Below are 18,363 nucleotides of genomic sequence, written 5' to 3'. Positions count from 1 at the left end.
AAGTTCCTACTTCATAGGCTATTCCCGTTCGATCAGACCGTATTTACCATCATTGCGCTTGTAAACTACGTTAACTTCTTCGTTGTCAATATTGGAAAACACAAAGAAATTATGTCCAACCATGTTCATTTGAAGAATAGCTTCTTCCACATCCATAGGTTTCAATAAGAAACGCTTGGTGCGGACGACTTCCAGCTCATCCAGTTCTACATCCTCATCTTCAGCAACAGCCACGCCACCTGCCGGATCTTCCACAAAAAGGGTTTTCAAACTGCCTTCCTGGCGGAATTTTCGGTTTAGCTTGGTTTTGTGCTTGCGAATTTGCCGTTCAAGCTTGTCTACCACGGCATCAATGGATGAATACATGTCATCGCTCTCGTCTTCGGCACGGAGTACAAGCCCCGGCAAAGGAATGGTTACTTCTACAGTGTGCAAATCTCTGGTTGTGCTTAACGTTACACTTCCATCAGACGTCGGGGGTGCATCGAAATACTTTTCAAGTCTGCTGAATTTCTTATCAACGTAGTCCTTCAAAGCGTCGGTAACCTCGATCTGTTGACCTCGTACTGTTAAGTTCATAGGGCACGCCTCCTTTGCTCCTTCAGTATAGCACATATGTTAACGCCAAGTAAAAAAAGAGACCAACATTTCGAAGCTATTTTACAAAATTCTTCTTTTTTCGCTAAAACGCTTCCGATAACGTCATTCTTTGAAAACAGGTATGTTTAAAATTGACTTGCATACATATGTGAATAATGAGTGCATATATAAATATTGCCCCGCTGACGTCACGACAAACAACTATTTTGGGCTTCATGCTAAGCTATTTTATCGAAAAGGGGGTGACCTTTTCCCGCTGGATTAGGTACATGGGCTTGTGCGATATGCAAGGCCTGGTTATAACGCAGGCAATTTATACGAAAGGATTATTACACCCAGCCTAGCTGGCTCTTCCTATACGAAAATCCTAAGATAACGGATTTGGAAGAGATGGAAAGTAGGAAGCTAATCCATGGCTTTTATTCAGCGTTACGTAACGAACCAGACGGGGGCTGTCACCTTTATAGGGAATACACTTGGGCTGGCACGCTCTAATTCGGTAGGAGTGCCGGGAACAGCGACCAGCATTGGCGCGTTCATCACAACTAATACAGCCTCTCGCTTCGGTACGTATCCATTTGGCACGACTTCTACCTTTACCAGTAACTCATCGACAGCATTCCTTGTGCTCCCTGCGGGCAGTACGGTGCTGTATGCTGAGCTTATTTGGGGAGGAAGTTATGCCAACGGCAGTACCAATGTATTGTCCAGCACCAGCAACCCTGTCACATTTCAGACACCTGCTTTATCTACTACGGTCAGTCCTGAATCTGCAACATCGGTCAACGTCACTAGTCTCAGTACCTATGTGAGAACAGCGAATGTCACAAATCTGGTCATTCAAGGTGGCGCTGGTGCGTATACGGTCGGAAATGTGACGGGCACCATCACGGTTCCCGATTCCACCAACACCAACCATGCCGGCTGGACGCTGGCTGTGGTGTACAATAACCCGTCTCTGCCCTTCCGCAACCTGTCGCTACGTGTTGGTGGTGAAGGGGTCAGTACCGCTACAGGCTCGGTCAATGTAGTGGTGAGCGGCTTTGCCACACCTGTGCAGGGGACTTTGCGTGGTAGGGCGCTGATTAGCGCCCAAGAGGGTGACGTGGACATTACGGGTGACCGTGCGTTGTTTGGACCTACCACATCGAGTTTGACTGCGCTGTCTGGGCCTAATAATTTTTCGACTAATTTTTTCGCTTCCCAAATTAACGGAGACGACGGTACATTGGTCACGACGGGGACCTTCGGTACAACTAATGCCGTGAATGGAGCACCTGGAACGCAGGTCACGGGTGGACGGCAAGGTTGGGACATTACCAATGTCGATATTTCCTCCACGCTGCTCAATAGCCAAACCACAGGTGTCCTCCAGCTGACAACAAATGGTGACATTTACACTGTAAATGCCAATGCCATTCAAATTGATATCAATGCTCCACTGGTGACCCTGACCAAAACTGCCAGCTCTACAGGCTTGGTTATTGGCGATACTGTGACCTATACGGTTAACATTTCGAATACGGGGCTCGTCAGTGCTTCCAACACAGTACTTACCGATACCATACCAGCTGGGGCTACCTTCGTACCCGGCAGTGTTGTTGTCGCGGGCACAGCCCAGCCAACAGCCAATCCCGCTACAGGTATCACAGTGGGCAGTGTAGCTCCTGCTTCCACGGTGACCATTACATTTCGTGCAACCGTTACTTCATTGCCAGCAAACACCCAGCTGGGCAATCAAGCATCGGCATCCTTTTCCTTCCAAACCGTGCCTGGAGGACCTGTCATTTCTGGCAACGTTCCGTCCAACACTGCCAGTACACCAATCTACCAACCTGTTATTGGAATTGTTAAAAGTGCCAATACAACGGCTGCTACAGTTGGAGATACGATTACGTACACGTTTCAGATATCCAACACGGGCAGCATTGCTGCAAATCTCAGCTTTTCGGAGAGCATTCCCGCCGGATCATCCTTCATACCGGGCAGTGTGACCATTGGTGGTTCTTCCGTGCCTGCTGCCAATCCCGCTACTGGTTTTTCAGTAGGAACGATTAATACAGGTGCTACTATACCCGTGACCTTCCAGGCCCTCGTCAACGCGGTTCCCGCCTCTGGTAATTTGACCGATCAGGCGGCTTACACGTATACCTTCACACCGCCTGACGGACGTATATTGAACGGAAGCGGGACGTCCAACACGCTCACCATTCCCGTATCCTCACCAAATGTGACCGTGACAAAAGCCTCTTCCCTGGCGGCAGCCGCAGTCGGAGAGACTGTTCAATTTACCATAACCGCCACAAACAACGGAATCGCCAATGTGACCAATGTAGTCGTTACCGATCCGCTGCCAAGCGGAGTTGCCTTTGTACCTGGTAGCGTCACCGTGAACGGAACTGCTTCTGCGACTGCTACACCTGTGAACGGTATTCCGATCGGCACTTTAGCTCCAGGCGCATCGGTTACGGTTGTATTTCGGGCAGCCATTAATTCTCTACCTTCTCCTGCACAAATCAACAATCGTGCAACTGTCAGCTTCACTTCCGGGGCCTTTACCGGATCATCTTTGTCCAATCTTGTAACCATACCTGTCGTTATTGCAGCGCCGACGATTACCAAAAGCGCCAGCTCCAACCGTGCCAGCGTTGGCGGGACGATTACTTATTCATTTCTCATCGCTAATACCGGAACAGCCGTATTAAACACGACCTTGACGGAAACTGTACCGACAGGCTCCACCTTTATTCCCGGAAGCGTCATTGTCGGCGGGTCCTCAGTGCCAGGCGCCAATCCTAATACGGGAATTTCAGTAGGCACCGTAAACCCTGGTGCACAAATTACAGTCTCATTCCGGACGACAGTGGATTCGCTACCACCCGGGGGTGGATTAAACGATCAGGGCCTGCTCCAATACTCATATCAGTTGCAAGACGGAAGAACCCTGTCGGGCTCGCTTCTCTCCAATATTGTTTCCGTATCGATTTCTCTTCCCAACGTAGCAGTAACCAAGTCTGCGGGATTCACATCCGTTAGTGTTGGCGAAACGCTGACCTACAGCGTGAACGCCGTTAATAACGGAATTGACCCCATCACAAACACCGTAATTACCGATCCACTCCCCGGCAGCGTGTCATTTGTACCCGGAAGCGTAACCGTCGGTGGTTCACCTGTGAGCACAGCCGACCCAAGAAGTGGCATTCCAGTCGGCACCATTGGCGCAGGCGCATCCGTGCAGGTGTCCTATGCTGTGCTGGTCAATGCCGTTCCATCCGTGCAGCCGCTGCAAAACACAGCCAGTGTCAGCTTCACCAGTGGTGCTTTTACCGGAACATCCCAGACAAATACCGTCTCTGTGCCGGTTTATCAGCCTCGTATCAGTGTGGTCAAATCTGCAAATACAACAGCAGCTACGATAGGCGACACGATTCTGTACACATTGTTAGTCACGAACAGCGGCAACTATAATGCTTCTGTAACGCTGACAGATGCTATTCCTGCCGGGTCCACATTTATGGAGAACAGCGTGGTAATCAATGGCGTTAGTCAGCCTGGAGCCAGTCCAGCAGCAGGTATTTTCATCGGAACCGTGTCGCCGCAAAGCCCTATCACACTGACATTCCAAACTGTAGTGGCTACCCTTCCAACACCATCCCAACTGACAGACCAGGCCACCGCCGCCATTTCCTTTACGTTGCCCGATGGGCGAGTGCGAACAGATAGCACATCGTCCAACGTGTTATCCATTCCTGTGTCTGCGCCGAATGTGTCCATTTCGAAGACTGCAGACCGTTCCACCGCCATTCCGGGTGATTCGGTGTTATACACCCTGACCTTACTCAACAACGGAATCCAGACCGTGAGCAATGTGGTCGTTTCCGATCCTATCCCGGCCGGCTCTCAATTCACTGCCGGTAGCGTAACGCTGAATGGCTCCACAATAGCCAGTGGAGATCCGTCTTTAGGTATCGTAATTGGGAGCATTGCCGCTGGAGGGGGAGCTACAATCACTTTCAGGGTAACGGTATCCTCTCCATTAACAAGTTCTCCGCAGCTCACCAATCAATCGCGTGCCAGTTACACCAGCGGTGCTTTTTCAGGCGTATCAGTATCTAACCCAGTGACAGTGGCTTTGAACGCTCCGGTATTAAGCGTAAGCAAAACCGCAGAACCTATATCAGCCACAGTCGGGAACATCGTAACGTATTCTGTGGCAGTAACCAACAGCGGTAATATTGCAGCTGCTGCCACATTGACAGACAATATCCCCGCAGGCTCAGCACTGGTACCGAACAGTGTGGTCGTCAACGGTGTTCCTATTCCCGGTGCCAGTCCCGAAGCAGGTCTGTCTATTGGCTCCATTGTACCTGGAGCCGCGACTCAAACAACTTTTCAGGTGGTGATTACTTCCGTGCCTTTACCTCCCCAACTCACCGACCAGGCGAATATCAGCTTTTCCTTTCAACCGCCGGATGGCCGGATTGTTAACGGCAATGTTTCGTCCAATATTGTCACAATCCCTGTATCGTCACCCAATGTGCAAGTAAGCAAAAGCGCTTCGGTAGCTGACGCCGTTCCTGGGGATACGATAACCTATACCATTACAGCTACCAATAGCGGAGTCCAAACCGTGACGGATGTTCGGGTAAACGATACCATTCCTACAAGCTCCACTTTTGTTCCTGGCTCGGTTATTGTAAATGGAACGACATTGCCGTCAGCCAGCCCCTTAACGGGGATTCCAATCGGTTCCATCGCTGCTGGTGCGTCAACAACCGTCACCTTTTCCGTGTCTGTCAACAGCCTGCCTGACCCACCTCAGCTGAGTGATCAGGCTACAGTTTCTTTTACCAGCGGTACACTGAATTTCACATCACTCTCCAACACTGTTGTCATCCCTGTTTACCAGCCTATTGTCAGTCTTGTTAAAACTGCAAATACGAGTCAAGCAACGGTAGGCGACACCGTAGTCTATACACTCACTGCTCAAAATACAGGTAATCTAGCAGCGACCGCCACCTTCACCGATGCCATTCCATCTGGTTCCTCCTTTATACCGAATAGCGTCACCGTGAACGGTCAGCCTGTTGCTGGAGCCAATCCCCAATCAGGGGTACTGGTCGGAAACATTGCAGCGGGGGCTTCTGTCGCTCTTACCTTTCAAGTGGTCATTAACGCTGTCCCTGCTGGCCTGGGTCTGTTAAATCAAGGTTCGGCCACATTCACCTTCCAGCCACCTGACGGTCGCACATTAAATGGAAGTGCACAATCGAATCCGGTGTTCATTCCCGTATCCAATCCGAATGTCACCGTGACCAAAACGGTCAATCAGACCTCTGTAGCCTTCGGCGATACCATTACGTATACCATTAACGCAGCAAATAGCGGCATTACACCCGTAACAGGGACGGTCTTTATCGACCCGATTGCGGATGGCACTACTTTTATACCTAACTCCGTACAAGTCAATGGTGTCACTATACCGGGAGCCAACATCGCCACAGGCGTATCCGTAGGCACTATCCCTGCTGCCAGCTCAGTAACGGTCACCTTCCAGGCAACGGTAACATCCTTGCCAGCGTCAGGTTTGTCAACGGATCAGGCAACGGTCTCCTTTAATTCCGGGGCTTTCGCAGGTCAATCCGCCTCGAATCAGGTCAGCCTGCCTGTATTTCAGCCAATCTTGAATGTGACCAATACCCTCAGTGCAGATCGTGCAACCGTAGGGAATACACTTGGCTTTTTCATCACTGTAACCAATACCGGCAACGCGCCCGCAGAAACGGTCGTGCTTGATCTGTTGTCCAGCTCGCTTAGTCTGAATCAAAATAGCGTACTGGTCAACGGTTCGCCCATTCCCGGAGCAGACCCGATTACAGGCATTAATATCGGTTCGGTCGCCCCAGGTGCGACGGTAACCGTCTCGTTTAGCGCCGTGGTCATATCAGTACCACCTGGCTCCATACTAACCAACCAGGCAACTGTGAGCTACACGTTCCAATTGCCCGATGGACGAACGCTGAGCGGAAGCGGAGCGGCCCTGCCTGTATCCATTCCGATCTCGTCACCGAATGTAACAGTCACGAAGGCAGCTGATGTGGCTGTCGCTGTCGTGGGTGATTCTGTCCCCTATGTCATAACTGCGTTTAATAACGGACTCGATCCTGTTACTAGCGTAATCGTCACGGATACCATTCCTTTTGGAACCGCCTTTGTCCCGGGCAGCGTTACAATTAATGGTACGCCTGTTGTTACAGCCAACCCACAAAACGGTATTCCTGTCGGAACGCTTGGAGCTGGTGGCGGAGCTACCATTCGCTTTTTGCTTAACGTACAATCTCTGCCGTCGCCAGCGTCCATTACCAATGAGGCGACCGTAAGCTTTACTTCAGGTGCATTTAATGGATTTTCGGTATCCAATCCCGTTACCATCCCTGTGTATCAACCGATCGTCACTGTAACTAAAAGCGCGGGAACGGGAAGAGCTACGGTTGGAGATACTGTAACCTATACATTCTCCGTTACAAACTCTGGAAACATCGGTGCAGATACCGTCCTTAGTGATCCCATCCCGGCTGGGGCTGCCTTTATCCCTAATAGTGTAGTGATCAATGGCACCGCCGCACCTGGCTCAGATCCAAGTGTTGGGATTCCATTAGGTATCATAGGTGCAGCTACGACCGTCACTCTGACCTTTCAGGCAGTCATTACCTCACTGCCCGCATCAGGTACATTGGTCAATCAGGCGATCGCAGCTTACAGCTATCAACCTCCAGATGGTCGTGTCCTGACTGGAAGTGCAGTATCTCCGTCCGTGACCGTCTCGGTCTCTTCGCCAGATGTGGACGTTATCAAAACAGCATCCGCTACAGATGCCGTAGTCGGAGATACCATTACGTATACTGTGATTGCTACGAATAACGGAATCAGTCAAGTCGTCAATGCCGTTGTATCTGATCAGCTGCCGCCCAGCACCAGCTTTGTTCCGGGTAGCGTAACCGTAAATGGAACTTCTGTACCTGCTGCGTCACCAAGCTCCGGTATCCCTGTAGGCACCATTGCAGTAGGTGGTTCGGCAGCAGTTACATTCCAGGTCTCCGTCGTTAGTCTGCCGCAGCCGCCGCAAATAACCAATCAAGCGACCGTCAGCTTTACTTCAGGCGCGTTGACCACGTCTTCGCAATCCGATCCGGTTACCTTGCCTGTTTATCAGCCGATCATCGGCCTGACCAAAACCGTCAATACCGTCAACACACAGATCGGATCAACATTGGTCTATACCCTGACGCTAACTAATACCGGAAATATTGCCGTTATACCTGTGCTGTCAGATAACATCCCCGCAGGTTCTGAACTACTGCCTAACAGCGTAGTCGTTAACGGCATCCTTGTCCCGGGAGCTTCGCCAGTTACAGGCATAACGCTCGGATCACTGGCCCCTTCAGGCAGTATTACGGTGAGTTTCCAAACCATCGTCTCGTCTCTGCCAACTCCGCCTATATTGACCGACCAAGGGCAAGCGGACTTTACCTACTCACCACCTGACGGTAGAGTACTGAGCGGTTCTGTCACATCGAATACAGTCAACGTTGCTGTGTCTGCACCTAATATTCAGGTGATTAAAACATCCAGCCTGGCAGCCGCTGTAGTCGGAGATACGATCAGATATACACTGAGCATCACGAATAGTGGCGTGGATTCAGTCACAGATACTGTTGTAACCGATACAATTCCTGCAGGTACCTCCTTCGTTCCGGGCAGTGTCCTAATCGACGGAGTAGCCTTCCCTAATGCCTCTCCGGTTGCTGGAATTGCCATCGGAAACGTCGCACCTGGAAATACATTCGTTGTCAGTTTCCAGACAACTGTCCAGTCTTTGCCGCAGCCACCACTGCTCACAGATATTGCAGCCGTCACGTTTACTAGCGGAACGTTCACTGGCACTGCCTTTTCCGATCCACTCATCGTACCTGTGTTCCAACCGTTAATTGCAATTACTAAAGCATCCAGCACTCTTAACGCCTCCGTCGGCGATACACTGACCTACACGATTACAGCCGTGAATAGCGGCAATATTGCAGCAGCGCTTACCATCAGCGATAACATCCCGGCCGGATCGACTTTCCTTGCCAACAGTGTCAGCATTGCTGGCAGTCCGCAACCTGGATTGTCCATCGAAGCTGGCGTTCCAGTTGGATCCGTGTTGCCAGGCGGAACGGTATCCGTAACGTTCCAAACCATTATCAATACACTGCCTAATCCACAGGTACTGGTCGATCAGGCATCAGGCTCATTCACTTTCCAACCACCAGATGGCAGAACTGTATCCGGATCTGCGGTATCCAATTCAGTTAGTATCTCTGTATCCTCACCAGACGTTAGCATTGTCAAAGGAACGGCGGCTACCGACGCCATTATTGGCGATATCATCACCTACACACTGGCTGTCTCCAACAATGGGATCAGTACAGCCAATAATATAGTGGTTTCAGATATGATTGCGGCGGGAAGCTCCTTTGTAAATGGCAGTGTTACCATAAACGGAACTTCCTTCCCTGATGGAAATCCTGGATTTGGTATTGCCATCGGTACGCTCGCTCCAGGAGCTGTTACTACTGTTACGTTCCAGGTTCGAGTCGATTTCTTGCCCACACCGGCACAATTAAACAATCAGGCATCCGTTAGCTTTACCAGCGGGGCATTTGCTGGTAGCTCAACATCTAATGTAATAACCATTCCGGTCTTCCAGCCGATCCTGACAGCAGTCAAAACAAGCAATACCAATAATGCCACAGTCGGAGACATCATCACTTACACGATTGTCGTATCCAACACGGGTAACATTGCAGCCTCAACTACTGTAAGTGACAATATTCCGGACGGCTCTGTATTCCTTCCGAACACAGTCTCGATTAACGGCATTGCAGCTCCCGGTGCAAGCCCAGTTTCCGGCATCCCGACTCCAGCCATACCACCAGGACAATCGGCAACCGTCACTTTCCAAGTGCTGGTATCTTCCATCCCTGCAACCGTATTACTGGTCGATCAGGCTGAGGTAGACTATCGCTTTAATGCACCAGATGGGCGAGAGGCAGGCGGTTTCCATTTATCCAACATTGTTGAGGTTGCCGTGTCACCGCTAGACATCACACTAAGTAAAAGCGTAAGCTCACCTTTCGCCACTACTGGCGATACCTTGACGTATGAACTCGTGATCCTCAACGAGGATACGAATACCGTGCAAGATGCCCGTTTGCTGGATACTTTGCCAGAGGGCATCGAGTTTATTACAGGTTCAGTTCAGATTAATGGATCTACGGTGGCAGAAAGCGATCCCGGCACCGGCATACCTTTGCCACCGTTAGAAGCGAATACCAAGACTGTCATATCCTTTGATGTCCGTATCACAGCAACAGAACAGCCAGGACCGCGTACGAATCAGGCGCGCTTGTTACTCACGAAAAGTGAAGAAGCGAGTGCCGTTTTGTCCAATGCTGTCACCATTGCCGTACTCCAGCCTGTGGTGAAGCTGACGAAAATAGCCAGCACGGAGAGCGTGCAGCCAGGCCAAAGCATCACCTATTCCATCATTGCAGAAAATACTGGAAATATCGGTGCCTTTGGCTTGTTGACGGACTCATTACCATCGGAGCTTTCTTTTGTTGCTGGCTCTGTTTCGGTTAATGGAACCCCTCATTATGGGGTCAGTCCAGGGCAAGGCATTGCCCTAGGTACCATCGCACCAGGAGAAAAAACGACTTCCGCCTTCTCCGCCCTTGTCGTTCGTGCCTCCGAGTCAGGCACACTGGTGAATCAAGCTTCGCTGGCTTACTCCTACCAGCTGCCGGACGGACGAAGCATGAATTTGGTAACTGCTTCACCTTCTGTCTCAGTTAAAGTGGCCCCTACTGGTAAAGGAGCCTTGTCAGCTGTGCTACGCACAACAGTATCTACTGTCGCATTAAGCGATGCTGTGCCTTATCAGCTGACTCTTGTTAACGATGGAGGCTCAGTCATTACCGATGTAGTGTTAGCCGATTACGTACCGATTGGAACCATCATAAACCCGGACAGCTTGAAAATTAACGGTTCTCCACCTGCTTCTAGCAAGCCGGGTGAACCATTATTTATCGGCAGCTTACAGGCGGGACAGACAATTGATGTATCCTACAGCGTGAACGTTCAGTCTCTGCCTCTCGGAGGACGTCTAAACAATAGCGTACGGCTCCAATATGCTGGCAATGAGGGTGCGAGCGAGGTTACCAGCAACACCGTGACTATAACTGTTTTTGATCCACAGCTTGCCGCAAGTATCTCTACGGAAAATACGGAGGCCATCGCAGGAGAAAGCCTTACTTATGCGGTACTGCTCAACAACTTTGGCAACGTAACATCCGAAGTTACACTGCAAAATTTCATTCCTGCCGGGACTCTATTGATTCCTGACAGCATACAGTTGAACGGTCAATCACTGTTGGGAACCGATCCTGCTGTCGGTGTTAGTCTGGGGTCTGTGGAACCTGGACAGTCATTGACACTGACTTATCAAGTGACCGTATCGGAGACGCCTCCATCTGGCTACATCGTAAATCAAGCTGCCTTTGCCTACTCGTTTACGTTACCTGGAGGAAGAGTCGTATCAGGGACATTGACTACGAATACCGTTACCATCCCAGTTGTATTCCCACTGCTCGAATTAGTTAAAAAAGTGAATACCACGGATGCCTCTGTAGGAGACATACTCACCTTCACCATTCAGATTACAAACAAAGGAGGAATTCCAGCACAGTATCCGCTGTTCACAGACCCGTTGCCGCATGGACTCATTTATGTACCCAACAGCCTAACTATCCAAGAAAAAGCACAGCCAGGGGCTAATCCCGCTGCAGGTATCACGCTCCCGGATATTGCACCAGGGGAGACGCTCACCCTTACGCTCCAGGCACAAATCCGTGAAGCACCAACAGAGGGAACATTCAGCAACCAAGCCACCATCGAATATACCTCACGTCGTAGTGGAGGAGAGACCATCCAGGAAACAACCCAAACCAACACCGTCGGCGTGACCGTTATTGCAGCCATTCCTAAACTTACACTTAGCTCCAGCGCTTTGCGTGTCGGGCAAGAAGATACCCTGTCCTTCACCGTCCATGTGGAAAACATCGGCAATACTCCGCTGGAAGAGCTCTTGCTCACTGCACCATTCGCAGCCGAAGATTTCATTTTGCTACGAACTGTTACCGTGAATTCTGTGCCGCTTCCGCATCCTAATCTGCTCCAAGGTATTCCGTTAGGTCGGCTTGACCCAGACCACAAAGCCGTCATCGTCTTTTCTTTCGACATCGAATCTGCGCTCCGCGCGTATCTGATCGCACAGGTCATCCTGCGCTATCAATTCCGCTATCCAAACGGAAGCATAGAGAATCAATCTGCCTCCTCCAATACCATTTTTGTGGAGATGGCTGACTTTGATGGTTCTCTAGAGTAAATGTTCTATTGTGTCGAGCTCCTTACCACTGGGTAAGGGGCTTTTTTATGTAATTAGAAAACATAAAAAAGCCCTGGAATATTTTCCAGGGCAGTTGCTAGCGCGTTATCCATTGCTAACCATCTTACCAATTATGTAGGTCGGCTATGCCGGGGATGATTATAATTTGGTTACGTTAGCGGCTTGTGGTCCACGTGCGCCTTCGACAATGTCGAACTCCACGTCTTGTCCTTCTTCAAGTGTTTTGAAGCCTTCTGTTTGAATTGCGGAAAAATGTACAAATACGTCGCCGCCGTCAGACGTTTCAATGAAACCATAACCTTTTTCTGCGTTAAACCATTTTACTTTACCTTGCATGCACTAACATTCCCTTCGTCATCAAATGAAGTGAAGCTCTCGCCCACATTTCCGACTATACCACCCAAAGTTATCCATTGTCAATTGGAATTGATAATGTTTTCATTCATAGTTATTCCAATTTTACAAAGCAATCTATTTCTATAGATTGAAATGGTATATTAAGCAAAGAGTTTACTATACAAGTATAGTAAACTCTTTGTGAATGTTTGAAACTCCTAGGGAAAAAACATTGAAAATTTTTGTTGTTTCTTTTTTACTCTCTTTTCATCTAGATCATATAAAAGACTCCGGTCTCCATCTATGTCATTGAAATCTAATTGTTTTCAGAGATTTTTTTATACGAACCTCTAATTCATTACAACTTCTTGAAGTATAGCGTCCATAAACAGAAAAGGTTTAAAATCAAAAAAATACGTTATCTGGACACTGGAAAATCGAAAATCAGTCTATATAGTCTGATATTTGGCGATTAACTGTTACTACAACTGTAACTTTATCTCACAATAAAAGCAGAACCTTGTCCCAATAAAATTGAGATAGGCTCTGTTTACACTATTTGGACTGATTGCAGCAACACCATTAATAAATAATTGATATATTTCCAAAAAGTTACAAACTTAAGTTTTTTAAATAGGTTTAATTTGTTACAAAGACAGATACTCTTCCATGGACTTCAAGAATCGTTCGATATCTTGGTAAGTAATTGCCCCTATATTAGCCACTCTGAAAGAAGTAGTTTGACCGATTTTACCCGGATAAATTGTAAAACCATTGTTGTACAAATAGTCGTGCATAGCACCGAATTCGTAGTTCCTAGATGCTGGCTCCTTAATGGAGGTAATAATTCTAGAATGATGCTGTATTGGTACCAAATACTGAAGCTGAAGGCGATCCAATCCTTTAATCAAGGTCTGCCACGACTCTGTATAGCGTTTATAACGCTGTTCAATCCCCTCATTTTGCGTCTCAATAATTGCTTGTTCTAGTGCATAAAACGTTTGAACTGGTGGCGTAAATCGCAGCTGACGGGTACGCTGGAAATGCTCATATTGCTTATACAAATCCAGATAATATGATTTTGGACTATAATCTTTAATCTTTTGGAGTTTTTCTTTATATGCGACGATAAAGCTAATTCCTGCCATTCCCTGCAAGTTCTTATTTGAACTCGATATAAGAAAAGAAACCTTACTCGCTTTCATATTAATCGGTATTGCCCCATACGAACTCATCGCGTCGACAATCAGATCTACTTCATGCAGAGCGCACAACTTTCCGATAGCATCAATATCGTTTAAAATACCGCTAGTCGTTTCATTATGAACAACCGCTACATGAGTAAGCTTATTTTTATTCCTTATAATCGCTGTTTCAACAGCATCCAGGGATAACGGTAGCATAGATGAGCTCTCCAAAACTTCGTGATCAACATGATAGACTTGTGCAATCTCAGCCATTCGCTCTCCATAAGCTCCATTACTGAGAATTAGCAATTTGCCTTCCCCGATCACTGAACTAATAACCGACTCTACTGCAGCCGTGCCCGACCCTGAAAATAGAGCAGTATCATACTCACTCTTTGGCGCAACGAATAAAGTAAGCTGTTCAGCTATCCACTCCATTAGATCTCCAAATTCCTGTTCTCTCGGACAAATATCTGGCACAATTTGCGCTAGCTTTACAGTATCGGTTGTTGTTGCTGGTCCAGGATTAAGTAGAATATTTCTTTTGATGGGTAATAATAAATGTGCTGCTGGTTGCTTTAATTTCGGATAGATCACTTCTTTGGCACGCTGTAAATGTTCTTCTGTATCAATTTCGCACCAAATAAATTTTTCGATTTTTTTTACAGAAATTAGTTTTCCTTTACCTACCTCAACCAATGCCTGTTCATAATCCCATTTCAAGTGATTATGAAAGTCAGCTTCTACCAGTCGGCACATTCGCTGATACGTATCCAAAGACACCTTGGATATCCCTACAAGTTCAGCATCCACTCGGCCTAAAAGTTCAATCTGCTTGGACATCGCAATGAGGTGACCTTCTCCATCCATCTCTATATAAACTTCATCATTAGAGTGAGTCGCGCCGCTCGATAGAATTACATCACTACGCGTATCCGCCAGCAGATTTTTCAGACCCGCTATGTCGTAGAGTAGATCAGACTCTAATAGTAGAAAGTCCTCATGTACAGAATCCCGCATGTTATACAGGGTGTACATGCTCCCACTGTCTTTATAGCGATTGTTATGCACGCATTGCACTTCAGGGTACTTCCTTGCTAATCGTTCATACTCCTGTGCTAAATAACCGGTTCCAATCCAGATATGTTCAATACCACTCTTAATTAATTGAAGAATCGAGCGTTCTATAATAGACAAATCGTCGATCTCTAGGAAGCCCTTTGGCTTATGTGCCGTACGTTCTTTTAATCGGCTACCCAGTCCAGCTGCCAGAATAACTGCTGTATTTACCATTTTTCGATCACCACGTTAAACCGGAATTTGTTGTTACCATAGTTATTGATTTGCTGATTAGAAGTATTTATTGTAAACCTTTTGCCCTTAAGTGCTTTCTCAGCGAAGTTCCGTTCATAAAAAAGATGTTCCAAACCGGCATATTTCTTCTCATACTCACCTAAAGATAGCGATCCTTTCCGAATTCTTAACGCTTCATCTGCGAACTGGATATCATTCAAATCAAGTAGAACTAGCATTTTATTTGTTTTCTCCCACATGATCCGAAGCACTTCTTCCGCATATTCTAGGTTTGGAAAGTATTGAAAAACACTATTAGCCAAGACAATGTCAAATCGACGTGTGGAATCTACATGAGCAGCTTCCTGTACACTAAAGTCCATCTCCGGCATAACAAAACCTGCAATTCCAATGAGAGAAGGAGAATAATCAACACCACTTACTCGGTGTCCATTCTTATAGAATGGATACAAAAAAGCACCGCTACCACAGCCTATTTCAAACAATGAGTCATCTGGCTGAATCTTCATAAGGCTAGCCGCATGCCTCACGTAAGTAAACCAAGCTTCCTCACTGATTTTTCCCGCTCCGGAATTAAAACCGTCCGCATCGATTAAAAACTGCAGGTTTGGATCAGCATTCGGAAGCTGCCGAGTACGTGACCAAATATTTCTCCAATTATCCATGGATGAACTCCACCAATCTCTCTTTGACTTCATGAGGTTTAACATTGGGACGGCTGAGATCATCTTTTGCCCCCCCTAAGATCGGCATGTACAAAAATGTGAGTTCAGGTTGTGACTTCCATTCTTCTATAAATTCAATAAGTTGATCCGTATCCTCTACACGCTTTACTCTTTTATAGCCACAACCCGCTGCTAAAGCTGGAAAATCAATATTTGCTGAAACTGTTTCTTGTCCACCGGTCGAATCATGACACTGGTTATCCAAAAGCAAATGGAGCAGATTACCTGGACCATAACGCCCATTAGTAGCTAGATTCCCCATTCTCATGATTAAAGCACCATCACCATCAATAGCAATTACGTTCAACTCGGAGCTACTTAAAGCAAGCCCAAGCCCTAACGAGCTCACACACCCCATAGAACCTACCATATATAGATTTTGCTCGGAATCCTCAACCTCGTACAGTTCCCTTCCAGTATATCCAGTAGTAGCCAGATATACTGTTTTTGGATCATTGCAGCGTTTCAAGGCTTCTAACGCTTGATATCTGGATGCCCTGTTTTCAGGGTGCTTCTTAATGCTCCCCTGCACCTCCAAGACATTGTGTCGGATCGTTGTTACATCAGATACTTGAAGTACCTCTTTACTGAAGGTTCCCTTCTTAACTACGAAAAAGAAGGGCTGATTTTTTGAAATCCAACGATCAGCTTCATGCAATTGTTTGCTAGCTTCTTCAAAATCTTTCGAAAGATAGCTCCACTTCACTTGCATCAAATCCAAAAGTTGTGTTGTTATCTGTCCCATCAACTCATGCTGAGGTTCATCAGCGACACCTGCTTCACCACGCAAACTGACAAACCCTAGAACAGGCAACTTGAAAGTATAATTTAAGGAGGTTAGTGGAGAAACGGCATTCGTAAGACCCGAGTTCTGCATCAAAACAACAGACTTACGCCCCCCCAGATAGGCTCCACTAGCTATTGCAACTGCATCTCCTTCATTGGCAGCCCCTACATAATCACACTCATTAATTGAATAGTTAATCAGATCCTTCAAAAAAGAGCACGGTACTCCAGTAAAGAAGTCGTACCCCAATGATTTCATCTCTTTCCCGAACAACTTTGTATCTATCACAGCATTTCACCTGCTTTTTGAAGATCGACAATCGTGTCCACGTCCAGCCAATCTCCTTTAATAAATCTCACTGCAACAGAATGTATCTTAACTAGTTCATTAAATAGATCGGTCAGAGTAAGAGTATGAAAGTCTTTTTCTTTAGATAAGCGTTCCAGCACTGTTTTTACTATATCTGCTCCTTGTGCGGATACCTTCCAAAGCCCGATAAACTCACCATTGAATTTTTGTTCAACACCGGATTTACTTACACTTACTAGCTTAACAGCGCTAGAGTACAAGTTTTTGGAATAAGGTTTTTCAGTCACAACAAGATCTTGATTGTTTTCAGAAACTTCAGCATCCGCATCGACCACAATTGTAATATCGTTTGTATCGTTAAGAAGATCATTAAGTATGTAATTCTTATAAATAATATCTCCATAGCTAATCACCGTAGTATCACTACCAATCTTATCTTTGGCCAGATAAAGAGAGTACAGTTCTTGGGTTGAAGCAAATTGATCATTGTCAATAGTCGAAATATTATTCAGCTTCACGTTCTCTTTTGCAAATCCGCGTACGACTGAAATATCCTTTATACCAACCTTGTTTAGATCATCCACTTGCATGCTCAGGATCGGCTTCCCGCTAACTTTCAGCAGTGTTTTAGGAATTTCTCTTGTGAGTTCTCCCAAGTTTCCTTGACTCGCCGCAAGAATGATCGCATTTACATTTTTTCCGGATGTAGGCAGGTATTTTTTCTCCGCTTCTTTCAGTTCATCCGCACCCTGTAACTTAAAAATTTCAGACACAGTTGTAATTTTACCTTCTACGTTAATCAAAGATTGATCTTTGTAAATCTGTCGCACTGTCTGTTGCATAGAATGGATAGCTGACCGTAAAGTATGATTCGCCCAAATAACCATGTTAATTCCAAGTTCCCTGAACCGATCGGAAGGCGTAGAATAATATTTAGTAGGCACAATCACAACTGGATGACGATTACCCCACTCTCGCATGAAAGCCTCGATATCAGAACTGTCAGCTTTTTTACTATGAACCAGGATGGCGTCTGCTCCCGCCAATCTGTATGCTTCCGCTCGGCGTAAAGCTTCGTCCAGCCCCCATCCAGCAATAAAGGATTCCAAACGCGCAACTACACAGAAGTCATCGTCACTTTGCGTTTCCTTGGCAGCTTGTATCTTACCGCAGAATTCATCCATATCCGCAAGCGGTTGTGTTTCTCCAGATATGAAAGAATTTGTCTTAGGAAACAGTTTATCCTCAATGCATACACCAGCCACACCACGCTGTTCAAGTTTTCTGACCAATCTTCTCATATTGTTGAAGTTACCGTAACCGGTATCTCCATCTAGCAGTATAGGCAGCCTCGTCGCATCGTTCATAAATTCCATAACATCGAGGATTTGTGTCCAAGATGCTTCGTTATTATCACGAACACCCAGTGAAGCAGAGATCGTAAGTCCACTACCCCAGATTCCTTGAAAACCTGCTTCCTCCACAATTTTTGCTGATATCCCATTATGAGCTTCCATAATGAAATCAAGTTTGGAGCTTGTAATCATTTGTTTGAGCAACTTTGTTTTTTTCATTATAATCTTTCATCCTTTTACT

At 46.8% G+C, this 18,363-nt stretch carries 7 protein-coding genes; 1 reads left to right on the top strand and 6 read right to left on the bottom strand.

Translation table 11 applies throughout. The features are described from left to right. Positions 1 to 18 precede the first annotated feature (18 nt). Positions 19 to 579, bottom strand: a complete 561-nt coding sequence (gene hpf, locus NSS66_RS12770; RefSeq protein ID WP_023990642.1) for a ribosome hibernation-promoting factor, HPF/YfiA family — start codon at positions 577 to 579, stop codon at positions 19 to 21. A 433-nt stretch (positions 580 to 1,012) separates the two neighbouring features. On the opposite strand from hpf, the gene NSS66_RS12765 reads away from it, so the two are divergent. Next, positions 1,013 to 12,088, top strand: a complete 11,076-nt coding sequence (locus tag NSS66_RS12765; RefSeq protein ID WP_340959066.1) for a DUF7507 domain-containing protein — start codon at positions 1,013 to 1,015, stop codon at positions 12,086 to 12,088. Positions 12,089 to 12,247: 159 nt separating this feature from the next. On the opposite strand, the gene NSS66_RS12760 is transcribed toward NSS66_RS12765, so the two are convergent. The 5 genes from NSS66_RS12760 to aepX all read right to left on the bottom strand — a co-directional run bounded on the left by NSS66_RS12760 (position 12,248) and on the right by aepX (position 18,341). Then, positions 12,248 to 12,445: a cold shock domain-containing protein gene (locus NSS66_RS12760; RefSeq protein WP_013312263.1), complete on the bottom strand. Its 198-nt coding sequence runs from the start codon at positions 12,443 to 12,445 to the stop codon at positions 12,248 to 12,250. Positions 12,446 to 13,092: 647 nt separating this feature from the next. Then, a complete protein-coding gene (locus NSS66_RS12755; RefSeq protein WP_340959065.1) occupies positions 13,093 to 14,925 on the bottom strand; it encodes a 2-aminoethylphosphonate aminotransferase in 1,833 nt (610 codons plus the stop codon). Further along, positions 14,919 to 15,611, bottom strand: coding sequence for a class I SAM-dependent methyltransferase (locus NSS66_RS12750; protein WP_340959064.1), 693 nt, complete (start codon positions 15,609 to 15,611; stop codon positions 14,919 to 14,921). The genes NSS66_RS12755 and NSS66_RS12750 overlap by 7 nt, the downstream gene beginning before the upstream one ends. Further along, the gene (aepY, locus tag NSS66_RS12745) at positions 15,604 to 16,746 is read right to left on the bottom strand and encodes a phosphonopyruvate decarboxylase (protein WP_340959063.1); all 1,143 of its coding nucleotides are present in this window, start codon (positions 16,744 to 16,746) and stop codon (positions 15,604 to 15,606) included. Before aepY ends, NSS66_RS12750 begins: the two co-directional genes overlap by 8 nt. After that, positions 16,743 to 18,341 (bottom strand): phosphoenolpyruvate mutase, encoded by a 1,599-nt coding sequence (aepX, locus tag NSS66_RS12740; protein WP_340959062.1) that lies wholly within the window; start codon positions 18,339 to 18,341, stop codon positions 16,743 to 16,745. The genes aepY and aepX overlap by 4 nt, the downstream gene beginning before the upstream one ends. Between the last annotated feature and the right edge of the window lie 22 nt (positions 18,342 to 18,363).

It is taken from the genome of Paenibacillus sp. FSL R10-2748 (genome assembly GCF_038005565.1).
Classification (GTDB): domain Bacteria; phylum Bacillota; class Bacilli; order Paenibacillales; family Paenibacillaceae; genus Paenibacillus; species Paenibacillus polymyxa_B.
The sequence above is the reverse complement of the archived record's forward strand: the minus strand, read 5'-3'. Positions and strand labels throughout refer to the sequence as shown.

Bases quoted from the DNA above. Each gene is read 5' to 3' on its own strand.
- hpf (WP_023990642.1), bottom strand. From the start codon at position 579: ATGAACTTAACAGTACGAGGTCAACAGATCGAGGTTACCGACGCTTTG.
- NSS66_RS12765 (WP_340959066.1), top strand. From the start codon at position 1,013: ATGGCTTTTATTCAGCGTTACGTAACGAACCAGACGGGGGCTGTCACC.
- NSS66_RS12760 (WP_013312263.1), bottom strand. From the start codon at position 12,445: ATGCAAGGTAAAGTAAAATGGTTTAACGCAGAAAAAGGTTATGGTTTC.
- NSS66_RS12755 (WP_340959065.1), bottom strand. From the start codon at position 14,925: ATGGTAAATACAGCAGTTATTCTGGCAGCTGGACTGGGTAGCCGATTA.
- NSS66_RS12750 (WP_340959064.1), bottom strand. From the start codon at position 15,611: ATGGATAATTGGAGAAATATTTGGTCACGTACTCGGCAGCTTCCGAAT.
- aepX (WP_340959062.1), bottom strand. From the start codon at position 18,341: ATGAAAAAAACAAAGTTGCTCAAACAAATGATTACAAGCTCCAAACTT.